This window comes from Kitasatospora sp. NPDC101801 (assembly GCF_044766665.1).
Lineage (GTDB): Bacteria > Actinomycetota > Actinomycetes > Streptomycetales > Streptomycetaceae > Kitasatospora.
Window position 1 is genome coordinate 1 of the sequence record NZ_JBIWML010000028.1, and the last position, 20176, is coordinate 20176.

Consider the following 20176-nt stretch of genomic DNA (forward strand, 5'->3'; position numbering starts at 1 on the left):
TTCCGCTCCGTTTTCCGGAGTTTCATTCACCCGACTCGCTTTTCTTCGCCCCTCGCGGTGCGACTCCGGAACTGTACGGGCATCGCCGCCCCACAAGCAAATCGCCTCCGCCCGGCCGATCCGACCCGCCCGACAGCCGCTCTCCAGGCCCCCTGACCAGCACGTTCTCGTCGGCGGGACCAACGGCCCGGAGCGGCTCGCACGCAAAATCGAGTGGTCCGCTCCACCCGACCGGCCCCATCCTCGTGCCATGGAGGAACCGAAGCGCCGGATTCGCGCGCAGCACACTGCCACCACCGTCACCGTCTACCAGGCCTACCGCCCCGAGATCGGCGAGCCGGCCGCCCGCGACGGTCGGTTTCCCCCGGTCTGGCAGCGGGGCCGGATGACCTGGATCAAACCGTCGTTCCTCTGGATGATGTACCGCTGCGGCTGGGGTCTGAATGAGGGGCAGGAGACCGTACTGGCCGTCGAGATCTCCCGCGCCGGCTTCGAATGGGCGCTGCGGCACGCCTGCCTCTCGCACTACGAGCGGAGCCTGCACACCGAGCACGGCGCTTGGAAGCGCGAGCTCAAGCGGGCTCCGACCCGCGTCCAGTGGGACCCCGAGCGCGATCTGCACCTCCGACCGCTCCCGTACCGGTCACTGCAGCTCGGGCTCAGCGGAGAGGCGGCGACCCGGTACGCGGACGAGTGGACCGTCTCCATCACGGACGTGACGCCACTCGCTCACCAGGTGCACGCCTTGGTGCGCAGCGGAGACCTGGACGCAGCCGCCGAACTGCTCCCCCGGGAGCGGCCTTACCCGGTCGAGGAGAGCGTGCTGGCCCACCTCCTCGCCTGACGCACGCACGCGACAGGCCGCTTCCAAGCGCCGGCCGCCCGCCCACCAGGCTCCGATCAGTGGTGCGCGTGCGGCTTCGGCGGATTCTCCGGGTCGTACGCGAGCGCCCAGGCCCGCTCGCCCGTCAGGATCTCGGCCGGCGGCCACGGCTTCCGCAGGATGCCGGCCACCACCGGGACGGGGCTGTCGAGGATCCTCGGAGTGCGCAGCCCCTCCGGTCGGCGCGGGGAGCTGATCGAGACGGGCGCGGCGAGGATGCCCTCGCCCCAAGGATCCAGGGCGTTGGCGAGTCTGCCCTCGAAGGGACCGGCGGCGGTGTCGTCCGGGCCGTGCACCGCGTCGGCGAACTGCGTGTAGGTGTCCGCTTCCAGGGAGACCCAGACCCCGAGGCTGACGGTCCGTCCGTCGGTGAGTGGCACGGCCAGCAGGGCCCGGACGAAACCGCCGAGGGTCCGGGTCAGCACGGTCTGCTCGGAGTGGAAGGTGATGGTCCGCTCCCGCTCCGCCTCCGTCAGTTCGGCCAACGGGTCGGGCAGCACCAGGTTGAAAGCCGGTTCGCTGGTGTCCAGGGGTTCGTCGCAGCAGCGGCAGGTCGGTACGGCGGGCTGCGCGGGCGCCCCCGGGTCGCCCGTATCGTCGCCGGAACGGCGGCCGGCCGCCCGGGCCTCGTGATGGTCCAGCCAGGCCCGCTCGGAGAGGCGAGCGGAGACACCGCCCTTGACCACCGAGTCCGGGACCGGCAGCTCGTCCAGGGTGCCGTCTCGGTGGAGCAGGGAGAAGATCGCCAGACGCTGGAGGCGGGAACGGGCGTAGGGCTGCTCAGCCAGGTAGGCGCCCAGGTCGATCCACTCGCCGGGGTAGGCGGTCCGTTCCAGGAGTTCGCGGCACAGCCCGTCCGCGAAGGCCCGGTTCGCCTCCGGCCCGGAACCGACACCCTGCAGGCGTCGCTTCAGCCAGAGCCCGAGTGGTATTCCGATCGCCGTGCCGATCACCACCGCGATCAGCAGCTCCGTGGCCGTCATGCCGCTCCCCGTCCCCCGTTGTTGTCGCGCGGAGCCTACTGAGCGGCGTGACGGACCGTCGAGACCTTTCCGCCCGAGGGCTGAGCGCGGTCCCGAGGGCTGAGCGCGGTCCCGACGGTCAGCCGGTGACCAGCGCCAGCACGAAGCCGTCGTACCCCTTGGAGCCGACCGTCTGCAGCGCGGTGGCGGTGAGGCGGGGGTGGGCGGCGATCTGTTCGGTGAAGGTGCGGACGCCCTGGACCCGGGGGTCGTCGGAGGACGGGTCGGTGACGGCGCCGTCGCGGACCACGTTGTCGCCGATGATCAGGCTGCCCGGGCGGGTCAGGCGCAGTGCCCACTCCAGGTAGGCGGGGTTCGAGGGCTTGTCGGCGTCGATGAAGACCAGGTCGAACGGGGCGCGGCCCTCGGCGGCCAGCTCCGGGAGGGTGTCGAGCGCCTGGCCGTGGCGGAGCTCGACCCGGTCGGTGAGGCCGGCCCGGGTGAGGTTGGCGGTGGCCACCTCGGCGCAGCGGTGGTCGGCCTCCAGGGTGACGAGCTGCCCGTCGGCCGGCAGGGCGCGGGCCAGCCAGATGGTGCTGTAGCCGCCGAGGGTGCCGATCTCCAGGATGCTGCGGGCGCCGCTGATCCGGGCCAGCAGGTGGAGCAACTTGCCCTGGTTGGGCGCGACTTGGTGGGCGGGCAGGTCGGCCGCCGTGCTGTCGGCGACGGCGCCGAGGAGCGCGTCGTCCTCCGCCACCAACAGGCCGTTGAAGTAGTCGTCGACGGCGGTCCAGGTCTGCTGAGCCATAGTGAGTTCCCTTTCGATACTTACTTCGTGCCCAGGAGGAACCTACTACACCGCGGTACGCCCCCGACTCCCACCCCGGGCAGGTCTACCCTGGCCGCATGAGTGCACCTGTGGCGGACGAGGACCGGGCCGCGGCACTGGAGTCACTGGCCGGTCTGCTGGCCGGGCGGGGCGTGGTGGTGCTGAGCGGGGCGGGGCTGTCGACCGAGTCGGGCATCCCCGACTACCGGGGCGAGACCGGCAGCAGACGGCGCGGCAACCCGATGACGTACGACGAGTTCACCGGCAGCGCGGAGGCCCGCCGCCGCTACTGGGCGCGGAGCCACGCCGGGTGGCGGACCATCGCCCGGGCCGAGCCGAACGCCGGGCACCGGGCGGTCGAGCGGCTGCGCCGCTCCGGCCACGTGTCGGCGGTGATCACCCAGAACGTGGACGGCCTGCACCGGGCGGCCGGCACCCGGCAGGCGGTGGAGCTGCACGGCGGGCTGGACCGGGTGGTCTGCCTGACCTGCCGTCACCTCACCCCGCGCGCCGACCTCGACCGGCGGCTGACCGAGCTGAACGGGGACTTCCGGGAGAGCCGCGCCCGGACCCAGGCCGATGGCGACGCGCTGCTGCCGGACGACGTGGTGGCGGCGTTCCGGGTCGCACCGTGCGCGGAGTGCGGCGGGGTCCTCAAGCCGGACGTGGTGTTCTTCGGCGAGAGCGTGCCCAAGCCCCGGGTGGAGCGCTGCTTCGAGCTGGTGGCGGCCGGGCAGGCGCTGCTGGTCCTCGGCTCCTCGCTGACCGTGATGTCGGGGCTGCGCTTCGTCCGCCGGGCGGCCCGGGACGGCACCCCGGTGGCGATCGTGAACCAGGGCCCGACCCGGGGCGACGAACTGGCCGCCACCCGGATCGGGCTGCCGCTCGGCCCCGCCCTGACCGAGCTGGCCGACCTGGTCGGCGGTACGGCTCCCCAGCCGCTCCGCTGACCTGACGAACGGCCGGACGCCGACTGCCTCCCGCCGTCGAACGGCGGGAGGCAGTCGGTGGGTCCGGTGCGACGGGACGGCCGTCAGGCCCGGCCCATCTCCTCGGCGATCGCGGCCGCGAAGGCGTCGATGTCGGCCTCGGTGGTGTCGAAGGCGGCCATCCACCGCACCTCGCCGGTCTGCTCGTCCCAGAAGTAGAAGCGGTAACGCTTCTGCAGCCGCTCGCTCACCTCACGCGGGAGCAGGGCGAAGACCGCGTTCGCCTGGACCGGACGCACCACGGTGACGCCCTCGATGTCCCGGACCGCCGTCTCCAGGCGCTTGGCCATCGCGTTGGCGTGCGAGGCGTTCCGCAGCCAGAGGTCGCCGCTCAGCAGGGCCTCGAACTGCACGGAGACGAAGCGCATCTTCGAGGCCAGCTGCATCGACATCTTGCGCAGGAACTTGAGGTTCCTGACCTTCTCCGGGTTGAGCACCACCACGGCCTCGCCCAGCAGCAGACCGTTCTTCGTGCCGCCGAAGGACAGCACGTCGACGCCGGCGTCCGTGGTGAAGGCGCGCAGCGGCAGCCCGAGGGCGGCGGCCGCGTTGGCGATCCGGGAGCCGTCCAGGTGGACCAGCATGCCGTGCTCGTGGGCGTGGTCGCAGATCGCCTTGATCTCCTCGGCCGTGTAGACCGTGCCCAGCTCGGTGTTCTGGGTGATCGAGACGGCCAGCGGCTGGGCCCGGTGCTCGTCGCCCCAGCCCCAGGCCTGAAGGTCGATCAGCTCGGGGGTGAGCTTGCCGTCCGGGGTGGGCACGGTGAGCAGCTTGAGCCCGGCGATCTTCTCGGGGGCACCGCACTCGTCCACGTTGATGTGCGCCGACTCGGCGGCGATCACCGCACCCCAGCGCGGCAGCAGCGCCTGCAGGGCGACCACGTTGGCGCCGGTGCCGTTGAAGACGGGGTACGCCTCGGCGCGGTCGCCGAAGTGCCGGCGGAACACCTGCTGGAGGTGCTCGGTGTACTGGTCCTCGCCGTACGCGACCTGGTGCCCGCCGTTGGCGACCGCGATGGCGGCCAGGATCTCGGGGTGCACCCCGGCGTAGTTGTCGCTGGCGAAGCCCCGGACGGCGGGGTCGTGCCGGCGGACGGCGTCGGTGCCGACGCTCTCGGGGGCGACGTTCATCGGGCTGTCAACCACAGGTGCTGTCCGTTCAGTTCTGCTGCGGGGCGGTCCCAGAGGCCCGCCAGGGTGTCGGCCAGGTCGGCGGTGTCGGTGAAGCCGGGGAACTTCGCCTCGGGCTTCTCGACCCGCATCTCCGGAGTGACCAGGGCCTTGATCACCAGGATCGCGGCCGCGGCGGTCGGGACCCCGTCGGGCGAGGTGGTCTCCTTCTTGAAGGAGTCCGCCATCGACAGCGTCCACGCCTCGCTCGCCGCCTTGGCGGCGGCGTACGCGGCGCCGCCCGCGGTGGGCTTGTGCGCGGCGGTCGCGGAGATCATCGCGTACCGGCCGGCGGCGCTGCGCACCAGCGCGGGCTGGAAGGCCAGCGAGGTGTGCTGGAGGGTGCGGACCACCCGGTCGTGCAGCCAGTCCCAGTCGTCGATCCGGCTGTCGAAGAAGGTCTTGCTGCCGCGCCAGCCGCCGACCAGGTGGAAGACGCCGTCGACGTGCCCGTGCTCGGCCTCCAGGTGGTCGGCCCAGTCGTGCACCTCCTGCGGGTCGAGCAGGTCGATCACCTGGCCGCTGACCCGGGAGCCGGGGACCTGGGCGCGGGTGGCGTCCATGACCTCGTCCAGCCGGCGGGCGTCGCTGCCGGCCGCGACCACGGTGGCACCGTCGGCGGCCAGCCGGCGCAGCACGGCCCGGCCGGCCGCACCGGTGGCGCCGGCCACCGCGACGACCTTGCCGTCGAGCTGACGGGTGCTCACGCGGCGGCCCCCTGGCGGTCGGCGGAGGCACCGGTGATGCCGGTGGTGGCGGCGATCACGCCGCTGAGCTTCTTGGCCAGGGCCTCGTAGAACATGCTGAGCGGGAACTCGTCCGGCAGCACGGCGTCGCACAGCGCCTTGTTCAGGGCCTTGCCGTCGGCGGTGCCGAGCGGGAGCGCCTCGGGGCCCTTGGCCCAGGTGGAGGCCGGGTGCGGGGTGAGGTAGCGGGAGACCAGCTGGTAGGCGGCGATCCAGTGCGCGGTCTTCGGGCGGTCGATGCCGTCCCGGTAGAGGGTCTCGATCTCGCCGCAGAGCGCGTTGGTGACCTCGGCGACCCGCTCCCAGTCGATCGAGAGCCGGTTGTCGCGCCAGCGCAGCGCGTCGTGCTTGTGCAGGTACGCGAAGAGCAGCTGGCCGCCCATGCCGTCGTAGTTGCGGACCCGGTCGCCGCTGACCGGGAAGCGGAACATCCGGTCGAACAGGATCGCGTACTGGACGTCGCGGCCCTGCTCGTAGCCCTCGGCCTCCAGCCGGACGGCCTCCTTGAAGGCGGTCAGGTCGCAGCGCAGCTCCTCCAGGCCGTACATCCAGAACGGGCTGCGCTGCTTGATCATGAACGGGTCGAACGGCAGGTCGCCGTGGCTGTGGGTGCGGTCGTGGACCAGGTCCCAGAGCACGAAGGTCTGCTGCGCGCGCTGCTGGTCGGCGAGCAGCTCGGTCGCGTCGGCCGGGATCTCCAGGCCGAGCTGCTTGACCGCGCTGGTGGTGACGGCGCGGAAGCGGGCCGCCTCGCGGTCGCAGAAGATGCCGCCCCAGGTGAACCGCTCGGGGGCCTGGCGGACCGCGACGGTCTCCGGGAAGAGCACCGCGGAGTTGGTGTCGTACCCGGCGGTGAAGTCGGTGAAGGTGATCGGCACGAACATCGGGTTGTCGAACCGGGTGCGCTCCAGCTCGGCCAGCCACTCGGGCCAGACCACCTTGAGCAGCACGGCCTCCAGGTTGCGGTCCGGGTTGCCGTTCTGGGTGTACATCGGGAAGACCACCAGGTGCTCGAGGCCGTCCTCGCGCTGCTCGGCGGGCTGGAAGGCGAGCAGCGAGTCCAGGAAGTCGGGCTCGCGGTAGCCGGTGTCGGCCCACTTGCGCAGGTCCGCCAGGACGGCGGTGAGGTAGCCGGCCGAGTGCGGGAAGAGCGGGGTGAGCTCCTCGACCGCGCCGAGCACCGTCTCCACCAGCGGGTCCACGGCGGAGCGCTGGACGGTGGAGAGGTCGATGGAGCCGTCCTTGGACTGCAGCGGGCGCAGGGCCTCGACGGCCTCCTTGAGCCGCAGCCAGGCGGGGTGTGCCGCATGACCGGCCGGGGTGACTCCGGAGAGTTCGGCCGCCACAGTCAGCCCGGGCGAAAGATTCTGCATCAGAGACCCACTTCGACAGGAGTTATTTCGACAGGGACACCATAGATTCGAAAGGTTCTCCTGTTCAAGGGGGGTTGGACGGACACTGACGTGAACAGTGTCGTGTCCGCCATTCGGACACTTGCGCGGACGATCTGGACAGTTCCGCCGATGGGGTGCGAACCTCCCGCCATGCTCCCGGCGGTGATCTCCGTGGCGGTCCGCCACCTCGACCTGCTCCGGGTGCCCTCCTGTTGTCGCGCGGACTGTTGTCGTCACCGCCGCTGACACCTCGTCGGGGCACCGCGGAGTCGGTGCCGTACGCCGACCATGCCCGCTGCCCCGAGACCTCGCCACCGGAGTGTCCGCGCGCCCGCTGGGCAGTTCTCCCCCTGGCGATCTCACCTCTGCTGCCTCCTGGAGCCTCTCGTGACCACTGTTCCGCGCACGATCCGTCTCGCCCCGCTGGCCGCCCTGCTGACGGCCGCCGCGCTGCTGACCGCCTGCGCGCCGCAGGAGGAGGGCAAGACCTCCGGCGCGGCGGCGGGCGGCTGCGAGAAGGGCGCGCTGGCCACCAAGAAGGCCGGCACGCTGACCGTGGGCACCGACAAGCCCGCGTACGACCCCTGGTTCTCCAAGGACACCCCGGCGAACGGCAAGGGCTTCGAGTCCGCGGTGGCCTTCGCGGTGGCCGAGCGGCTGGGCTACGACAAGTCCAAGGTGAGCTGGGTGGTCAGCCCGTTCAACAAGGCGTTCGCCCCGGGTGCCAAGGACTTCGACTTCGACATCAACCAGGTGTCGGTCAACGCCGAGCGCAAGCAGTCGGTGGACTTCTCCTCGGGCTACTACGACGTCCGGCAGGCCGTGGTGGCGCTGAAGACCTCCAAGGCGGCCGACGCCCGCAGCCTGGCCGACCTGAAGGGCGTCAAGCTGGGCGCCCAGGTCGGCACCACCAGCCTCGCCGCCGTCACCGACCAGATCAGGCCGAGCACCCAGCCCGCCGTCTTCGACGACAACGACCTGGCCAAGGCCGCCCTGAAGAACGGTCAGATCGACGCCCTGGTGGTCGACCTGCCCACCGCGTTCTACATCACCGGTGCCGAGGTGACCGAGGCCAAGGTGATCGGCCAGCTCAGCGCCGCCGGCACCGAGCAGTTCGGCCTGGTGCTGGACAAGGGCAGCGCGCTCACCGGCTGCGTCAGCCAGGCGGTGGACGCGCTGCGCGCCGACGGCACGCTGGCCAGGCTGGAGCAGCAGTGGCTCGCCGACGCCGTCTCCGCGCCGGTGCTCAAGTGACCACCGGGACCGACGGGTACCGGCCCTCCGAGCGGCGGCTGGCCCGGGAGGCGTTCCGGCGCGGCCGGGCCCGCCGCTCGGTGCTGGTGGCCACCGCGAGCACGGCGGCCACCGCGCTGGTGCTCTACCTGGTGGTGGTCAACTCCCCCGGCTGGGAGCGCACCAGGGAGACCTTCTTCAACGCGCACTACGCCCGGCTGGCCCTGCCCGAGGTGCTGAAGGGCCTACGGATCAACCTGACCCTGATGGTGGTCTGCGGGGCGCTGATCCTGGTCCTCGGCCTGCTGCTGGCGGTGCTGCGGACGCTGCGCGGCCCGGTGTTCCTGCCGGTCCGGCTGCTGGCCACGGCGTACGTGGACTTCTTCCTCGGCCTGCCGATGATCATCTGCCTGCTGATCATGATCACCGGCGTGCCCGCGCTCCGGCTGACCGGGGTGACCACCGACCCGCTGGTGCTCGGCGGCGCCGCGCTGGTGCTGACCTACTCGGCGTACGTCTCCGAGGTGTTCCGGGCCGGCATCCAGTCGGTGCACCCCAGCCAGCGGGCGGCGGCCCGTTCGCTCGGGCTGAGCCACGCCCAGTCGATGCGCTACGTGGTGCTGCCGCAGGCGGTGCGCCGGGTGGTGCCGCCGCTGCTGAACAACCTGGTCTCGCTGCAGAAGGACACCGGACTCGTCTCGATCGGCGGGGTGATCGACGCGGTGTTCGCCGCGAAGATCGTCACCTCCCGGACCTTCAACTACACGCCCTACCTGGTCGCCGCGCTGGTCTTCATCGTGCTCACCGTCCCGATGACCCGGTTCACCGACTGGATCACCACCCGGATGAACCGTCGTCAGCTCCAGGGGGGCGCCGTATGACCGGAGAACCGCCGGGCACCGAACCGGTGCTGCGCCTGGAGGCGGTCCGCAAGTCGTTCGGCGGCCAACCGGTGCTGCGCGACGTCGACCTGACCGTGCCGGCGCACTCGGTCACCGCGCTGATCGGCGCCTCGGGCTCGGGCAAGTCGACCCTGCTGCGCTGCGCCAACCTGCTGGAGGAGATCGACGACGGCGCGATCTTCCTGGACGGCGAGGAGATCACCGAGCCCCGGGCCGACCAGGACGCCGTCCGGCGCCGGATCGGCGTGGTCTTCCAGGCGTACAACCTCTTCCCGCACCTGACCGTGCTGCAGAACGTCACGCTCGCGCCCCGCCGGGTGCACCGCAGGGCCCGGGTCGAGGCGGAGGCGCACGCGCTGGAACTGCTGGACCGGCTCGGGCTGGCGGCCCGGGCCGGCGAGTACCCGGACCGGCTCTCCGGCGGGCAGCAGCAGCGGGTGGCCATCGTCCGGGCGCTGGCCACCGGGCCCCGGCTGCTCCTGCTGGACGAGATCACCGCGGCGCTCGACCCCGAGCTGGTGGGTGAGGTGCTCGCCGTGGTCCGGGACCTGAAGGAGCAGGGGATGACCATGGTGCTCTCCACCCACGAGATGGGCTTCGCCCGCGAGGTGGCCGACCAGGTCTGCTTCCTGGACGCCGGGGTGGTGCTCGAACAGGGGCCGCCCGAGCAGGTCCTCGGTGACCCGACCGAGCAGCGGACCCGGCAGTTCCTGAAGCGGATCATCGCCTCCGGACGGCTCGCGCCCAGCAGTTGACCACCCGTCACACCTCCGTGCGCCCCCGTTCGCGCCCTGCTGAGCCCGCTCCGGATCGGTGATCGTGGACCGTGAGTCCCGGCACACCGGTCTGGAGGGGGCGCCGTGCACGGTCCGGTCCTGGTCAGCTGGCTGCTCGCGGCGCTCGCCGTCGCCTCGTCCGCGTTCGGGCTCCACCGGCTGCGGGCCGGCCGGGGCGACTGCGATCCGGCGGGGCAGGGCTCGGACGCCGCCGAGGCCCTGATGGGGCTCGGCATGGCCGGGATGGTGCTCCGGCCCGGGATCGTCTGGGGGTGGCTGTTCGCCCTGCTCGCCCTCGCCCTGCTGCTCGGCGCGCTGGCCCCGGGCGCGCCCAGGGCCCACCGGCTGCACCACGGGGTCGGCGCGCTCGCCATGACGTACATGGGGCTGGCCCCGGCCGGCCACCACGGCTCGATGGGGCCACCGGCCGTGACCGGGGCGCTGCTCGTCTACTTCGGCGGGTACGCCCTCTGGACCGGCAGCCGGCTGCTGTCGGTGCCGGACGGCCCGAGCGGCCCGGTCGGCGTCGGCCGGATCGCCGTCGGGCCGGCCGCCGTCTCGAGAGCTTGCCGGACGGCGATGGGCGTCGGGATGTTCGCGATGCTGCTGACCATGTGAGCCCGGCCCGCCGGCCGTGTCAGCTTGGTCACTGACCGGCCCGGGGGCGTTCCGCACCGGCCCGCCGAGCGCGTAGGTTGGCAGCAGGCGCACGGTCGCGCCCGCGTGCCCGCCTGGGGGAGCACCTGCCATGACGGCTCTGATCGGTCTGTTGCTGCTAGGCGTCCTGCTGTCCACCGTGGCGCCCCGACTGCTGGCCCGGGCGCCCTGGCCCGATCGCGAACCGGTGCTGGCGCTCTGCGCCTGGCAGTGCCTGGTGATCGCCGTCCTGCTCTGCTGCCTGCTCAGCCTGCTACTGGCCGCCTCGGCCGCCCTCCCCGCCCTGCGCGACCTGCTCTTCACCGGCGCCCCGCACGGCGTCGAGGCGGCGTACGGCCTGGCGGGTGCCGAGGGCTGGGGCCGGCTGGCCGCCGCGCTGCTCGCGGCCGGCGGGGTCTGGACGGCCTGGTCGCTCGGCCGGGAGGTGCTCGCGGCCCGCGCGCTGCGCGACCGTCGGTTCGCCGAACTGGCCCACCGCGCGCCGGAGTTGCCGCGCGGCCTGGCACTCCCCCGGCGCACCGGCGAGCAGCTGGTGGTGCTGGAGAACGTCCGCCCCGAGGCCTGGTCGCTGCCCGGGCCGGGCGCCCGGCTGGTGGTCACCACGGGTGCGCTGCAACAGCTCACCGCCGGCGAGCTGCAGGCGGTGCTCAGTCATGAGCGCGGGCACGTCCGGGCCAGGCACCACTGGCTGGCGCAGTCAGCGCAGGCACTGGCCGGCGGCTTCCCCGGGGTGGGCGTGTTCAGCGCGTTCCGGGATCAGGTGGGCGAGTTGGTGGAGCTGGCCGCCGACGACCGGGCCGCCCGGCGGCACGGCCGGGTGACCACGGCACTGGCGCTGGTCGAGATCAACAGCGGCCGCGGGGTCTTCGGCGGCTGCCCGCCGCAGCAGCTGGCCCAGTCCCCGCACCGGGTGGACCGGCTGCTGCTGGGAGCGCCCCGGCTGCCCGTCCGGCACCGGCTCCGGCTCACCGTGGCGGCCCTGGCCGCGCCGGCGGCCGCGGTGCTGCTCGCGGTGGCACCCGGCCTGCACGCCCTACTCTGACGCCCCGTCGCCTGACGTCCGGTCGACACAGGGGGTGCCGCGCAGCGTCCGGGCCAGCACCTCGCGGTGCACCGGCCGCGCCTCGCGGTACCGCTGCCGCCCGGCGTCGGTGAGCATCACGAAGATGCCGCGCCGGTCGGCCGCGCACATCGCCCGCTCGACCAGCCCGGCCTTCTCCAGCCGTCCGATCAGCCGGGACAGCGCGCTCTGGCTCAGGTGCACCTGGTGCGCGAGGTCCTGCACCCGGAGCTTCTCCCGGTCGGACTCCCGCTCGTCCTCGAACAGGCGCTCCAGCACCTCGAACTCACTCATGCCCAGGCCGTGCAGCTCACCGAGCTCACGGTCGAGCGCACACGCGGTGGCCGCGTGGCGGGCCAGCAACTCCCGCCAGCCGCCGACCAGGGCCGCCTCGTCGGCGGTGACATCGAGTTCTGACACGGGATCCACGCTAGCACATGCCTCGGAACCTATTGCAAGCGCATTAAATCGACTTGCATTGAATGCATATGCATGTACTGTCTCCCTCATGACCACAGCCCGAGAGCCTTCGGCAACCAGCGCCCCTGCCACCCCTTCTGACGCCCCGTCCGTCCACGGTGACGACACCTGGAGCCCACGGCTCTGGGGCACCCTGATCGTCCTCTGCGCCGCCCTGTTCCTCGACGCCCTCGACGTCTCGATGGTCGGTGTCGCGCTGCCCTCGATCGGCGACGACCTGCACCTCTCCACCTCCACCCTGCAGTGGGTGGTCAGCGGCTACGTCCTCGGCTACGGCGGCCTGCTGCTGCTCGGCGGGCGGGCGGCCGACCTGCTCGGACGCCGCGAGGTCTTCCTGATCGCGCTCGCCGTGTTCGCCGCCGCCTCCCTGCTCGGCGGCCTGGTCGACAACGGCGGCCTGCTGATCGCGGCCCGCTTCGTCAAGGGGGTGGCCGCCGCCTTCACCGCCCCGGCCGGCCTCTCCATCATCACCACCACCTTCGCCGAGGGCCCGGCCCGCAACCGCGCCCTGAGCATCTACACCGTCACCGGGGCCAGCGGCTTCTCGCTCGGCCTGGTGCTGAGCGGCCTGCTCACCTCGGTCGGCTGGCGCTTCACCTTCCTGATGCCCGTCCCGGTCGCACTGATCGCGCTGGCCTTCGCGTTCCGCCTGCTGCCCCGTCAGCCCCGCCCCGAGCGCGGCACCGGCGGGTACGACATCGCCGGTGCGATCACCGGCACCGGATCGCTGCTGCTGCTGGTCTTCACCGTCACCGAGGCGCAGAGCGCCGGCTGGGCGAGCGCCCGCACCGTGCTGTCACTCATCGTGGTGGCCGCACTGGCCGCCGCCTTCCTGGTGATCGAGCAGCGCACCGCGCACCCGTTGGTCCGGCTCGGCATCTTCCGCAACGGCGGCGTGGCCCGGGCCAACCTCACCGCGCTCGCGCTGTTCGGCAGCTACGCGGGCTTCCAGTTCGTCGCCACCCTCTACCTGCAGCGACTGCTCGGCTGGTCCGCCTTGGAGATGGCGCTGGCCTTCCTGCCGGCCGGTGCGCTGGTCGCCCTGTCGGCCACCAAGATGGGCTCGATCGTGGACCGGTTCGGCACCGGGCGGCTGATGCTGGGCGGCGTGCTCTCGCTCACCCTCGGTTACGTGCTGTTCCTCCGGCTGGACGAGCACAGCAGCTTCGTCGGCCTGGTCCTGCCGAGCATGGTGCTGCTCGGCATCGGCTTCGCACTGGGCTTCCCGTCCGTCAACATCGCCGCCACCAACGGCGTCTCGGACGACGAGCAGGGCCTGGCTTCCGGTCTGGTGAACACCGCCTTCCAGGTCGGCAGCGCGCTGGTGCTGGCCGCCGCCACCGCGGTGATCACCGCGGGCAGCAACGGCGGCCAGAGCCCGGCCGCCCAGCTGGACGGCTACCGCCCGGCGCTGCTGGTGATCACCGGGATCTCGCTGCTCGGCTTCCTGGTCACCGCCGTCGGGGTGGCCGTGGAGCGGAACCGGAAGCAGCTGGTCGCAGTGCCCGACTACGACTACTCCGCCACCGTCGTCGGCTCGAACTCCGAGGTCCTGTCACCGCGCTGACCTCCGGTCGACACCCGGGCAGCACGAAGGTCGGCTCCACCAAACCCCCGTGTTGGTGGAGCCGACCTTCGTCGCCGTACCCGGGTACCCCTGAGGGAACCCGTACCGGCCCTGCCAGTATATTGGCCAGGAGCCAATCAACGTACGGAGCAGACACGATGGCACCTCGCGGGGAATCGGTCAACGAGGAAATGCGCCAACGTTCCCGGCTCCGCATCATGCGCGCCACGGTCGAGCTGGTCGACCAGCACGGATACGGCCGGACCACGTTGGGCGACATAGCCGAGCGCGCCGGCCTGGCCCGCGGCCTGCTGTCGTACTACTTCGAGAGCAAACGACTCCTGATGCAGGCGGCCACCCACCGGATGATGCACCTGTCGCTGAGCGGTGCGCTGGCCGAGCTGCCGGCCGGCAGCGACCCGGACGCCCGGCTGGCCCGGGCGATCGACGCGGTGCTCGGGCTGGCCCTCGACCACCCGCGGGTGATGCGCTCGCACCTGGCGCTGATCCTCGACCCGGACATGGGCGCGTTCGTGAAGGACCCGGAGCAGCGGCAGCTCGGGCAGGTCCTGCAGGATCTGCTGCTGGCCTGGGGCGCGGCCGACCCGGTCGCCGAGCACGCGGTGCTGCGCAGTGCGCTGATGGGCGGTTGCATCGGGCTGCTGCTGCCCGGCGCGGCGGTCTCGCTGCCGCCGATCCGGGCGGACCTGTTCTTCCGCTACGGCCTGGCCTGGGAGTTGGGCGTACCGCCGCAGCCGGTCGCGCCGCCGCGCTGGCAGCCGCCCGCCCGGGCCGGCGAACCGGACTGACGGCGGGTCAGTGACCGGCCAGGATCCGGGTCAGCAGGTCCTTGGTCTGCTCCGGGGTCAGACTGTCGACGCAGAGCCGCTCCATCACCTGGACGTAGGCGTCGACGTCGTCGCGCTTGTCGAGGTAGAGCGCACTGGTGAGCTGCTCCAGGTAGACCACGTCGGCCAGGTCCTGTTCGGGGAAGCGCAGGATCGAGAACGCACCGCTCTCGCCCGCGTGGGCCCCGAACCGGAACGGCATCACCTGGATCACCACGTTCGCCTGCTCCGACACGTCCAGCAGGTACTGCACCTGGGCCCGCATCACTGTCGGCCCGCCGACCGGGCGGCGCAGCGCCGCCTCGTCGATCACCGCCCACAGCCGCGGGCTCTGCCCGTCGGTGAGCAGCTTCTGCCGCCGCAGCCGCAGGCTGAGCCGCCGCTCCAGCTCCTCCTCGGAGATCACCGGCCGGGTCTGCCCGAAGACCGCGCGGGCGTACTCCTCGCACTGCAGCAGGCCGGGGATGAACTGCACCTCGTAGGTGCGGATCTGGGCGGCGGCCTCCTCCAGTCCGACGTAGGTCTGGAACCAGCCGGGCAGCACGTCGTTGAAGCTGTGCCACCAGCCGGACTTGTTGGCCTCCCGGACCAGGCCGAGCAGGGCCTCCCGCTCGCCGCCGTCGTCCACCCCGTACAGACTGAGCAGGTCGGCGACGTCACGCTCCTTGAAGGAGACCCGGCCGAGTTCCATCCGGCTGATCTTCGACTCCGAGGCGCGGATCTGGTACCCGGCGTCCTCGCGGGTGATCCCGCGGGACTCGCGGAGACGACGGAGCTGCGAACCGAGCAGGATACGGCGCACCATCGAACCGCCGCCGGGCTGAGCTGTGGTGGTCATGCCGTAAACCTCCGCCGTGGGCAAACAGCGCACAGTCTGCCATCAGTTGAGCGCTCTGGGTGCCGGTACTGACGGAACGACCTCCCTGTTCTGCGCTCCGGGCACCATGATGCACGTGCATCCGGCGCTTGCATATGCCAATAGTGCGACTGCACGTGAATCGACTCTTGCATCCGCAGTGTGCGCACGGGACCATGGTGCACGTGCACCTGCACGCCCCTGGCATCCCTGCGGGCACCGCGTCGACCCCTGTACGCGTTTCCGCACACGCTTCCGGCCACGCCCCCGCGTGGCCGGTTGTCCGTGTGCGCGTACGGTCGGTCGACGCGGTGGCCGTGAGGCCGAGCGAGTCGGAGGTGACCGGCATGACCCCGGCGGGTCCAGCCGTGTCCGCCCCCTTATGGGAGGAGCTCTTCATGAGCACCGGAACGGCCATCGCGGTCGACCCCCACGTGGTCACCTGCACTCTCGCTCCCCGCTTCGAAGCCGTCAGAACCGCCCGGGAGTTCGCCCGGTCGACGCTGCACGGCTGGGGCCTGGGCGCACTCTTCGACGACGTCGCGCTGGTCGCCTCCGAGCTGGTGACCAACGCGCTCCGGCACGCGCTGGAGCAGCGCACCGACGCTCCGCCGGCCGAGTCGGTCCGAATACTCACCGAGTCGGTCCGGGTACCGGCCCAGCCCGGTCCGACCCAGGCCATCGCCGCCCGGCTCCCGATCCGGATCAGCCTGGTGCACCGCTCACCGCAGGTGGTCTGTGCCGTCAGCGACCCGAGCAGCCGGGGCCCGGTGGCCCGGGAGCCCGACTTCGTCGCGGAGTCCGGCCGGGGCCTGCACCTGGTCGACTCGTTCAGCCGGGCCTGGGGCTGGCACCCCCTGGCCGGTGCCGGGAAGGTCGTCTGGGCCGTCTTCGAGGCCGAGAACGAGACGGCGGGCCGCCACCGGCGCTCCGCCTGAGGTCGCGGGCGCCGCCGGGACGGCTGCGCCCGAACGCTCCACCAGTACATGAGGACATGACGAAGGCCGTCGCGGTGACTTCCACGACGGCCTCTGACGCACCACCAGGATGACGCCGGATCAGCCGGCCAGGTGGTCGAACTCCCCGTCCTTCGCCCCGAGCAGCAGGGCGGTGATCTCCGCCCGGGTGTAGATGAGCGCGGGTCCTTCCGGGAACCGGGAGTTGCGCATCGCGACGTCGCCGCCGGGCAGCGCCGCGAACTCCACGCAGTTCCCCTGTGAGTTGCTGTGCCGGCTCTTCTGCCAGACCACGTCTTCGAGGTCCGCAGCAGCCATGCCGTTGTAAGTGTCCTGCATTCGAATTCTCCCCGACGTGCCTGGCGTTCGCCTCACTTGACGTGATGATAGCTCCAGTGCACGTGCATCAGCACGGGTGTTTGCGCGTGCACCGTATGGGCATCATCCCTCCACGGGGCCCGTCGGGCAGGCAAGTTGACGCCCCTTATGCGGACAAAGCCGAGCGATTCGTGAACATACCGATGACTGCGCGTACTCGAACTCCAGCGGGTTGTCGATCTTGCCGGGCCTTTCGCGCCACCTCACGATCCGTCACCTCGGCCGGATTGTGACGCCGATCACCGTCCGGAGAGCGGGCCGACTGTGGTCCGGTCCACGGAATGTCCTACGATCTCCGCCATGAGCACAGCAGCCATCCCGGGCCCGCCACTGCCCGTCCGCACTCCAGGCTCCCGTGCGCGGGGGCGCCACCGCCGTCCCGAGCGGCCGGAGATCCCCGCGGGTTCGCCGTCGTTGGTGCTGGCCGTCCCGGCCACCGCCGGTCCGGAGTCCCGCCCCGTGGTCGAGGAACTGCTCTCGATCGTCCGGGGCGAACAGCCCGGCATCGAGGCGGCCGCCGCATACCTGGAGAGCGCCGATCCGGAGTACCCCACCGTCGCCGAGGTGCTCGCCCGGGCCGCCGAGGCCGGGCTCCCGGCCCCGGTCCTGGTACCCCTGCTGCCCGGCCCGCACGGCTCCCTGACGGACCTGCACCGACTGGCCGCCGAGACCGGCGCCACGGTCACCGACGTGCTCGGCCCGCACCCGCTGCTCGCCGAGGCCGTCCACGTCCGGCTCTCCGAGGCCGGGCTGGCCCGGGCCGACCGGGCCCGGCTGTTCGCGATCGCCACGGCGGCGGACGGCGTCGTCCTCACCACCGCCGGCGGCGAGGAGGCGGCTGCGGCCGCCGGGATCACCGGGGTGCTGCTGGCCGCCCGGCTCGCGGTTCCGGTGGTGCCGGCCGCACTCGACGTGCCCGGCTCCGTACGGGCCGCCGTCGAGCACCTCCGGGCGACCGGGTCGGTCCGGCCGGCCCTCGCCCCGCTGGTGATCGGCCCCGAGGCCGACCCCGAGCTGCTGGCGACGGCGGCGGAGGAGACCGGCTGCCCGGGGGCCGCTCCGCTCGGCGCCTACGCGGCGCTCGGTCAGCTGATCGCCTCGGCGTACCTCTCCGCCCTGGAGATCGTGCTCGCCGACCAGGCATAACGCTGCACTCAGCTCCCGAGCCCGGGGCTGCACTGTTGGCAGGTGCTCGGGGACTGCACTTTTGGCAGGCGTCCGGGCATCTACGGTCAGGGGCTCGGGGAACTGCGAGGAGATCTGGCGTTCGGGTCACAGACGAAAGTCCCTGACCACCCCTGAACGGATCACCTGTTCCGAGGCCGGCGTCTCAGTTCCCCGAGCCCCGGACTCCGTAGCGGGCCGAGCACCTGCCAAAAGTCGGCGTCGCCCACGCGGCGGAGCCGCACAGCAACAGAGCCCCGAGCCCCTGGACCGTAGCTGGCTGGGGGTCAGGTGAGGCGGGTGGTGCGGGCTGCGGTGTCGTGGAGGGTGAGTTGGGGGGTCGTCACCGGGCGGGGGGCCGGGGTGGCGGTGGTGGGGGTACGGGAGTTGTCGCGGCGGACCTCGACGGCCTGGGTCTGGCCGGCCGGGCGGAAGACGATGCGTTTGGGCTCCGGCAGGGCGGGGTCGAACCAGAGCTCGGGGCCGCCGAACTCGCAGTCCAGCACCGCGATGTCCTCGGGCGCCCCGCCGTCCACCGCGCGGAACGCGACGCCCGCCTTCCGATAGCCCGTCAGCCGACTGCGGGTCACCAGGACGGTCTCCCCCGGTAGTTGGTGGTGCATGGTGGAGACCGCGAAGTCGGACTGGCCCGCCGCGTCGATCAGCAGGCCGTCCAGGACCGTCCCCTTGTCCCGGCCGAGCGCGTGCAGCGCCACTCCCCCGGCGGCGTTGCCGTACAGGACGCTGCCGGTGTAGTCGAAGTCGTTCAGGTAGGCGCCGTGCTCGATGCCCCAGCCGCCGTTGTGGTACGCCACGAACTGGCCGACCAGGTGGTGGTGTTGGGCGTTCAGCCAGACGAAGATGCCGTTCTCGAGGTTGTTGTGGGCCAGGCAGCGTTCGAAGGTCCAGACGCCCTCGCTGGTCTCCGGCCAGTGGTAGCCGGAGGCGCCGGTCGCGCCCTGGACGCCGACCGCCACGCAGTCCCTGGCCACGCCGCCGGTGCCCGCGCCGAGACTGAAGCCGGTCAGCCGGTAGCCGCGCGGGTTGGGGTCGAAGAGGGTCCGGGAGGCGACGCAGGAGTCGTAGGTGATGTCGTCCGACGGGCCCTGCGGGGTCCGGGTGTCCAGCGGCCCGTCCCACCAGTAGGCGTCCTCCCAGGTCTGGTGGCTGATGCAGCTGCGGAAGGTGATGCCGTGGCTGGCGTGCGGGACGAAGGCGTGGCTGCCGGTGTCGCGGACCACCACCCCCTCGACCACGGTGCCCCGGCTGGTGTCGCCGAGCATGTGGAAGTGCAGCCCGTACCGGCCGAGGACCGGCTCGGTGACCGCCTTGCCGTTCCACTGGTCCTTGCCGGGGCCGCGCGGTCCGAGCCAGCGCAGCGCGGCGTGCCGGACGTCGGACTTCCGGGAGCTGGTGAGGTGGACGTGGGCGCGGCCCTTCTCGGTGCCCTCAATTCGGACATTACGGGTTAAATTCAGCACTTCCGCCCCGACGGTGACGCCCCCTCCGGTCGCCACCCGGGGGTGCGGGTACTTCAGCGGGCCGTCCAGGGTGACCGTGCCCCCGCTGATCGAGGCGATGGTCCGCAGGTCGTACCGCTCCGAGAAGCCGTCGCCGTCGGGCGCCCCGGTCGGGGTGACGGCCAGCTCGTCACCGGGCCGCCAGCCGGTCGGCTCGGCGGCCAGGGTGATCCGGGTGTCGCCGGCCTTCAGCGCGCCGGCGGCGCGCACCCAGGCCGTCCTGGCGGCGCCGTCCAGCCGCAGGTAGCCGGCCCCGGTGACCCAGAGACCGGTGTCGTCCGGCATCAGCGTCATACCGCCGCCCTGGAAGCGCCGTTCGTCCACGCCGGGGAACCGCAGGGTGTGCAGGGCGGTGTCGGCCGGGGCCAGCGTCAGGCTGCCCTTGACCTCGACGTTGCCCGCCGAGCTGAGCACCACCGAGCGGTCGGCCGCGAAGGTCAGCGAGCCGGATGCTTCGACCACCAACGAGCCCACCTCCGCATCGCCGTCCAGCACCACGTGGTCGGCGATCCGGACGGCGGCGGCCGGGCCGGGCAGCTTGCCGCCCCAGCCGGCCGGGTCCGACCACGGACGGGCCGGCCGGCTCGGCTCCGGGGAGGGCGAAGGCGAGGGCTCCGGGGAGGCGGACGGCAGCGGGGCGCCGTGCGAGTGGGAGGCCCCGGGCGTGGGCGGCGGCGGAGCCGAGGCGACGTCAGGGGCGTCACCGGTGTGCCGGACCAGCTCCTCCACCCCGATCGCGGCGGCCACCGTGCCGGCCGCGATCCAGCCGAGTAGCTTTCTGCGCCCGGTCTTTGCCGAGTCGTTATC

General features: G+C 72.2%; 20 protein-coding genes. 11 read left to right on the plus strand and 9 right to left on the minus strand.

The features are described 5' to 3' along the window. Positions 1 to 250 precede the first annotated feature (250 nt). Positions 251 to 844: a DUF4291 domain-containing protein gene (locus ACIRPK_RS25625; RefSeq protein WP_403042111.1), complete on the plus strand. Its 594-nt coding sequence runs from the start codon at positions 251 to 253 to the stop codon at positions 842 to 844. A 56-nt stretch (positions 845 to 900) separates the two neighbouring features. Here the strand turns inward: ACIRPK_RS25625 and ACIRPK_RS25630 are convergent, their stop codons facing one another. Further along, positions 901 to 1866, minus strand: a complete 966-nt coding sequence (locus tag ACIRPK_RS25630; RefSeq protein ID WP_403042114.1) for a DUF2199 domain-containing protein — start codon at positions 1864 to 1866, stop codon at positions 901 to 903. 118 nt (positions 1867 to 1984) lie between these two features. Next, positions 1985 to 2653, minus strand: a complete 669-nt coding sequence (locus ACIRPK_RS25635; protein ID WP_403042116.1) for an O-methyltransferase — start codon at positions 2651 to 2653, stop codon at positions 1985 to 1987. A gap of 98 nt (positions 2654 to 2751) precedes the next feature. Between ACIRPK_RS25635 and ACIRPK_RS25640 the strand changes: the two genes are divergently transcribed. Continuing rightward, positions 2752 to 3624, plus strand: coding sequence for an NAD-dependent protein deacetylase (locus tag ACIRPK_RS25640; protein WP_403042119.1), 873 nt, complete (start codon positions 2752 to 2754; stop codon positions 3622 to 3624). A gap of 83 nt (positions 3625 to 3707) precedes the next feature. Here the strand turns inward: ACIRPK_RS25640 and ACIRPK_RS25645 are convergent, their stop codons facing one another. The 3 genes from ACIRPK_RS25645 to ACIRPK_RS25655 are packed head-to-tail and all read right to left on the minus strand — an operon-like array spanning position 3708 to position 6951. Further along, positions 3708 to 4793: a threonine aldolase family protein gene (locus ACIRPK_RS25645; RefSeq protein WP_403042121.1), complete on the minus strand. Its 1086-nt coding sequence runs from the start codon at positions 4791 to 4793 to the stop codon at positions 3708 to 3710. Next, a complete protein-coding gene (locus tag ACIRPK_RS25650; protein WP_403042122.1) occupies positions 4790 to 5539 on the minus strand; it encodes an SDR family NAD(P)-dependent oxidoreductase in 750 nt (249 codons plus the stop codon). The genes ACIRPK_RS25645 and ACIRPK_RS25650 overlap by 4 nt, the downstream gene beginning before the upstream one ends. Beyond that, positions 5536 to 6951 carry a DUF6421 family protein gene (locus tag ACIRPK_RS25655; RefSeq protein WP_403042124.1) on the minus strand — a complete coding sequence of 472 codons (1416 nt, stop codon included), beginning with the start codon at positions 6949 to 6951 and terminating at the stop codon, positions 5536 to 5538. The genes ACIRPK_RS25650 and ACIRPK_RS25655 overlap by 4 nt, the downstream gene beginning before the upstream one ends. Positions 6952 to 7359: 408 nt before the next feature. Between ACIRPK_RS25655 and ACIRPK_RS25660 the strand changes: the two genes are divergently transcribed. The 5 genes from ACIRPK_RS25660 (at position 7360) to ACIRPK_RS25680 (ending at position 11582) form a co-directional block, all read left to right on the plus strand. After that, the gene (locus ACIRPK_RS25660; RefSeq protein ID WP_403042126.1) at positions 7360 to 8226 is read left to right on the plus strand and encodes an ABC transporter substrate-binding protein; all 867 of its coding nucleotides are present in this window, start codon (positions 7360 to 7362) and stop codon (positions 8224 to 8226) included. Then, complete coding sequence (locus ACIRPK_RS25665; RefSeq protein WP_403042129.1) at positions 8223 to 9086, plus strand: amino acid ABC transporter permease; 864 nt, start codon at positions 8223 to 8225, stop codon at positions 9084 to 9086. The genes ACIRPK_RS25660 and ACIRPK_RS25665 overlap by 4 nt, the downstream gene beginning before the upstream one ends. Continuing rightward, the gene (locus tag ACIRPK_RS25670) at positions 9083 to 9862 is read left to right on the plus strand and encodes an amino acid ABC transporter ATP-binding protein (protein WP_403042132.1); all 780 of its coding nucleotides are present in this window, start codon (positions 9083 to 9085) and stop codon (positions 9860 to 9862) included. Before ACIRPK_RS25665 ends, ACIRPK_RS25670 begins: the two co-directional genes overlap by 4 nt. Positions 9863 to 9967: 105 nt before the next feature. Next, on the plus strand, positions 9968 to 10501 hold the full coding sequence (locus ACIRPK_RS25675) for a DUF5134 domain-containing protein (protein WP_403042134.1): 534 nt from the start codon (positions 9968 to 9970) through the stop codon (positions 10499 to 10501). A gap of 130 nt (positions 10502 to 10631) precedes the next feature. Further along, positions 10632 to 11582, plus strand: a complete 951-nt coding sequence (locus ACIRPK_RS25680; RefSeq protein ID WP_403042135.1) for a M56 family metallopeptidase — start codon at positions 10632 to 10634, stop codon at positions 11580 to 11582. On the opposite strand, the gene ACIRPK_RS25685 is transcribed toward ACIRPK_RS25680, so the two are convergent. After that, a complete protein-coding gene (locus ACIRPK_RS25685; RefSeq protein ID WP_403042137.1) occupies positions 11574 to 12020 on the minus strand; it encodes a MarR family winged helix-turn-helix transcriptional regulator in 447 nt (148 codons plus the stop codon). The genes ACIRPK_RS25680 and ACIRPK_RS25685 overlap by 9 nt on opposite strands. 88 nt (positions 12021 to 12108) lie before the next feature. Here ACIRPK_RS25685 and ACIRPK_RS25690 point away from each other — a divergent pair, with 88 nt between their 5' ends. Both ACIRPK_RS25690 and ACIRPK_RS25695 read left to right on the plus strand, forming a co-directional pair. Continuing rightward, positions 12109 to 13647 carry an MFS transporter gene (locus tag ACIRPK_RS25690; protein ID WP_403042139.1) on the plus strand — a complete coding sequence of 513 codons (1539 nt, stop codon included), beginning with the start codon at positions 12109 to 12111 and terminating at the stop codon, positions 13645 to 13647. A 191-nt stretch (positions 13648 to 13838) separates the two neighbouring features. After that, positions 13839 to 14456, plus strand: a complete 618-nt coding sequence (locus tag ACIRPK_RS25695) for a TetR/AcrR family transcriptional regulator (protein ID WP_403042141.1) — start codon at positions 13839 to 13841, stop codon at positions 14454 to 14456. A 7-nt stretch (positions 14457 to 14463) separates the two neighbouring features. Here the strand turns inward: ACIRPK_RS25695 and ACIRPK_RS25700 are convergent, their stop codons facing one another. Further along, entirely contained in the window at positions 14464 to 15333 is an 870-nt protein-coding gene (locus ACIRPK_RS25700) for a helix-turn-helix domain-containing protein (RefSeq protein ID WP_403042143.1), read from the minus strand. A 416-nt stretch (positions 15334 to 15749) separates the two neighbouring features. Here ACIRPK_RS25700 and ACIRPK_RS25705 point away from each other — a divergent pair, with 416 nt between their 5' ends. After that, positions 15750 to 16289 carry an ATP-binding protein gene (locus ACIRPK_RS25705; protein ID WP_403042146.1) on the plus strand — a complete coding sequence of 180 codons (540 nt, stop codon included), beginning with the start codon at positions 15750 to 15752 and terminating at the stop codon, positions 16287 to 16289. Positions 16290 to 16409: 120 nt separating this feature from the next. Here ACIRPK_RS25705 and ACIRPK_RS25710 read toward each other — a convergent pair whose 3' ends face one another. Beyond that, on the minus strand, positions 16410 to 16646 hold the full coding sequence (locus tag ACIRPK_RS25710) for a DUF397 domain-containing protein (RefSeq protein ID WP_403042148.1): 237 nt from the start codon (positions 16644 to 16646) through the stop codon (positions 16410 to 16412). Positions 16647 to 16985: 339 nt separating this feature from the next. Between ACIRPK_RS25710 and ACIRPK_RS25715 the strand changes: the two genes are divergently transcribed. Further along, a complete protein-coding gene (locus tag ACIRPK_RS25715; RefSeq protein WP_403042150.1) occupies positions 16986 to 17831 on the plus strand; it encodes a sirohydrochlorin chelatase in 846 nt (281 codons plus the stop codon). A 305-nt stretch (positions 17832 to 18136) separates the two neighbouring features. Here the strand turns inward: ACIRPK_RS25715 and ACIRPK_RS25720 are convergent, their stop codons facing one another. Next, on the minus strand, positions 18137 to 20116 hold the full coding sequence (locus ACIRPK_RS25720; RefSeq protein ID WP_403042153.1) for a hypothetical protein: 1980 nt from the start codon (positions 20114 to 20116) through the stop codon (positions 18137 to 18139). Between the last annotated feature and the right edge of the window lie 60 nt (positions 20117 to 20176).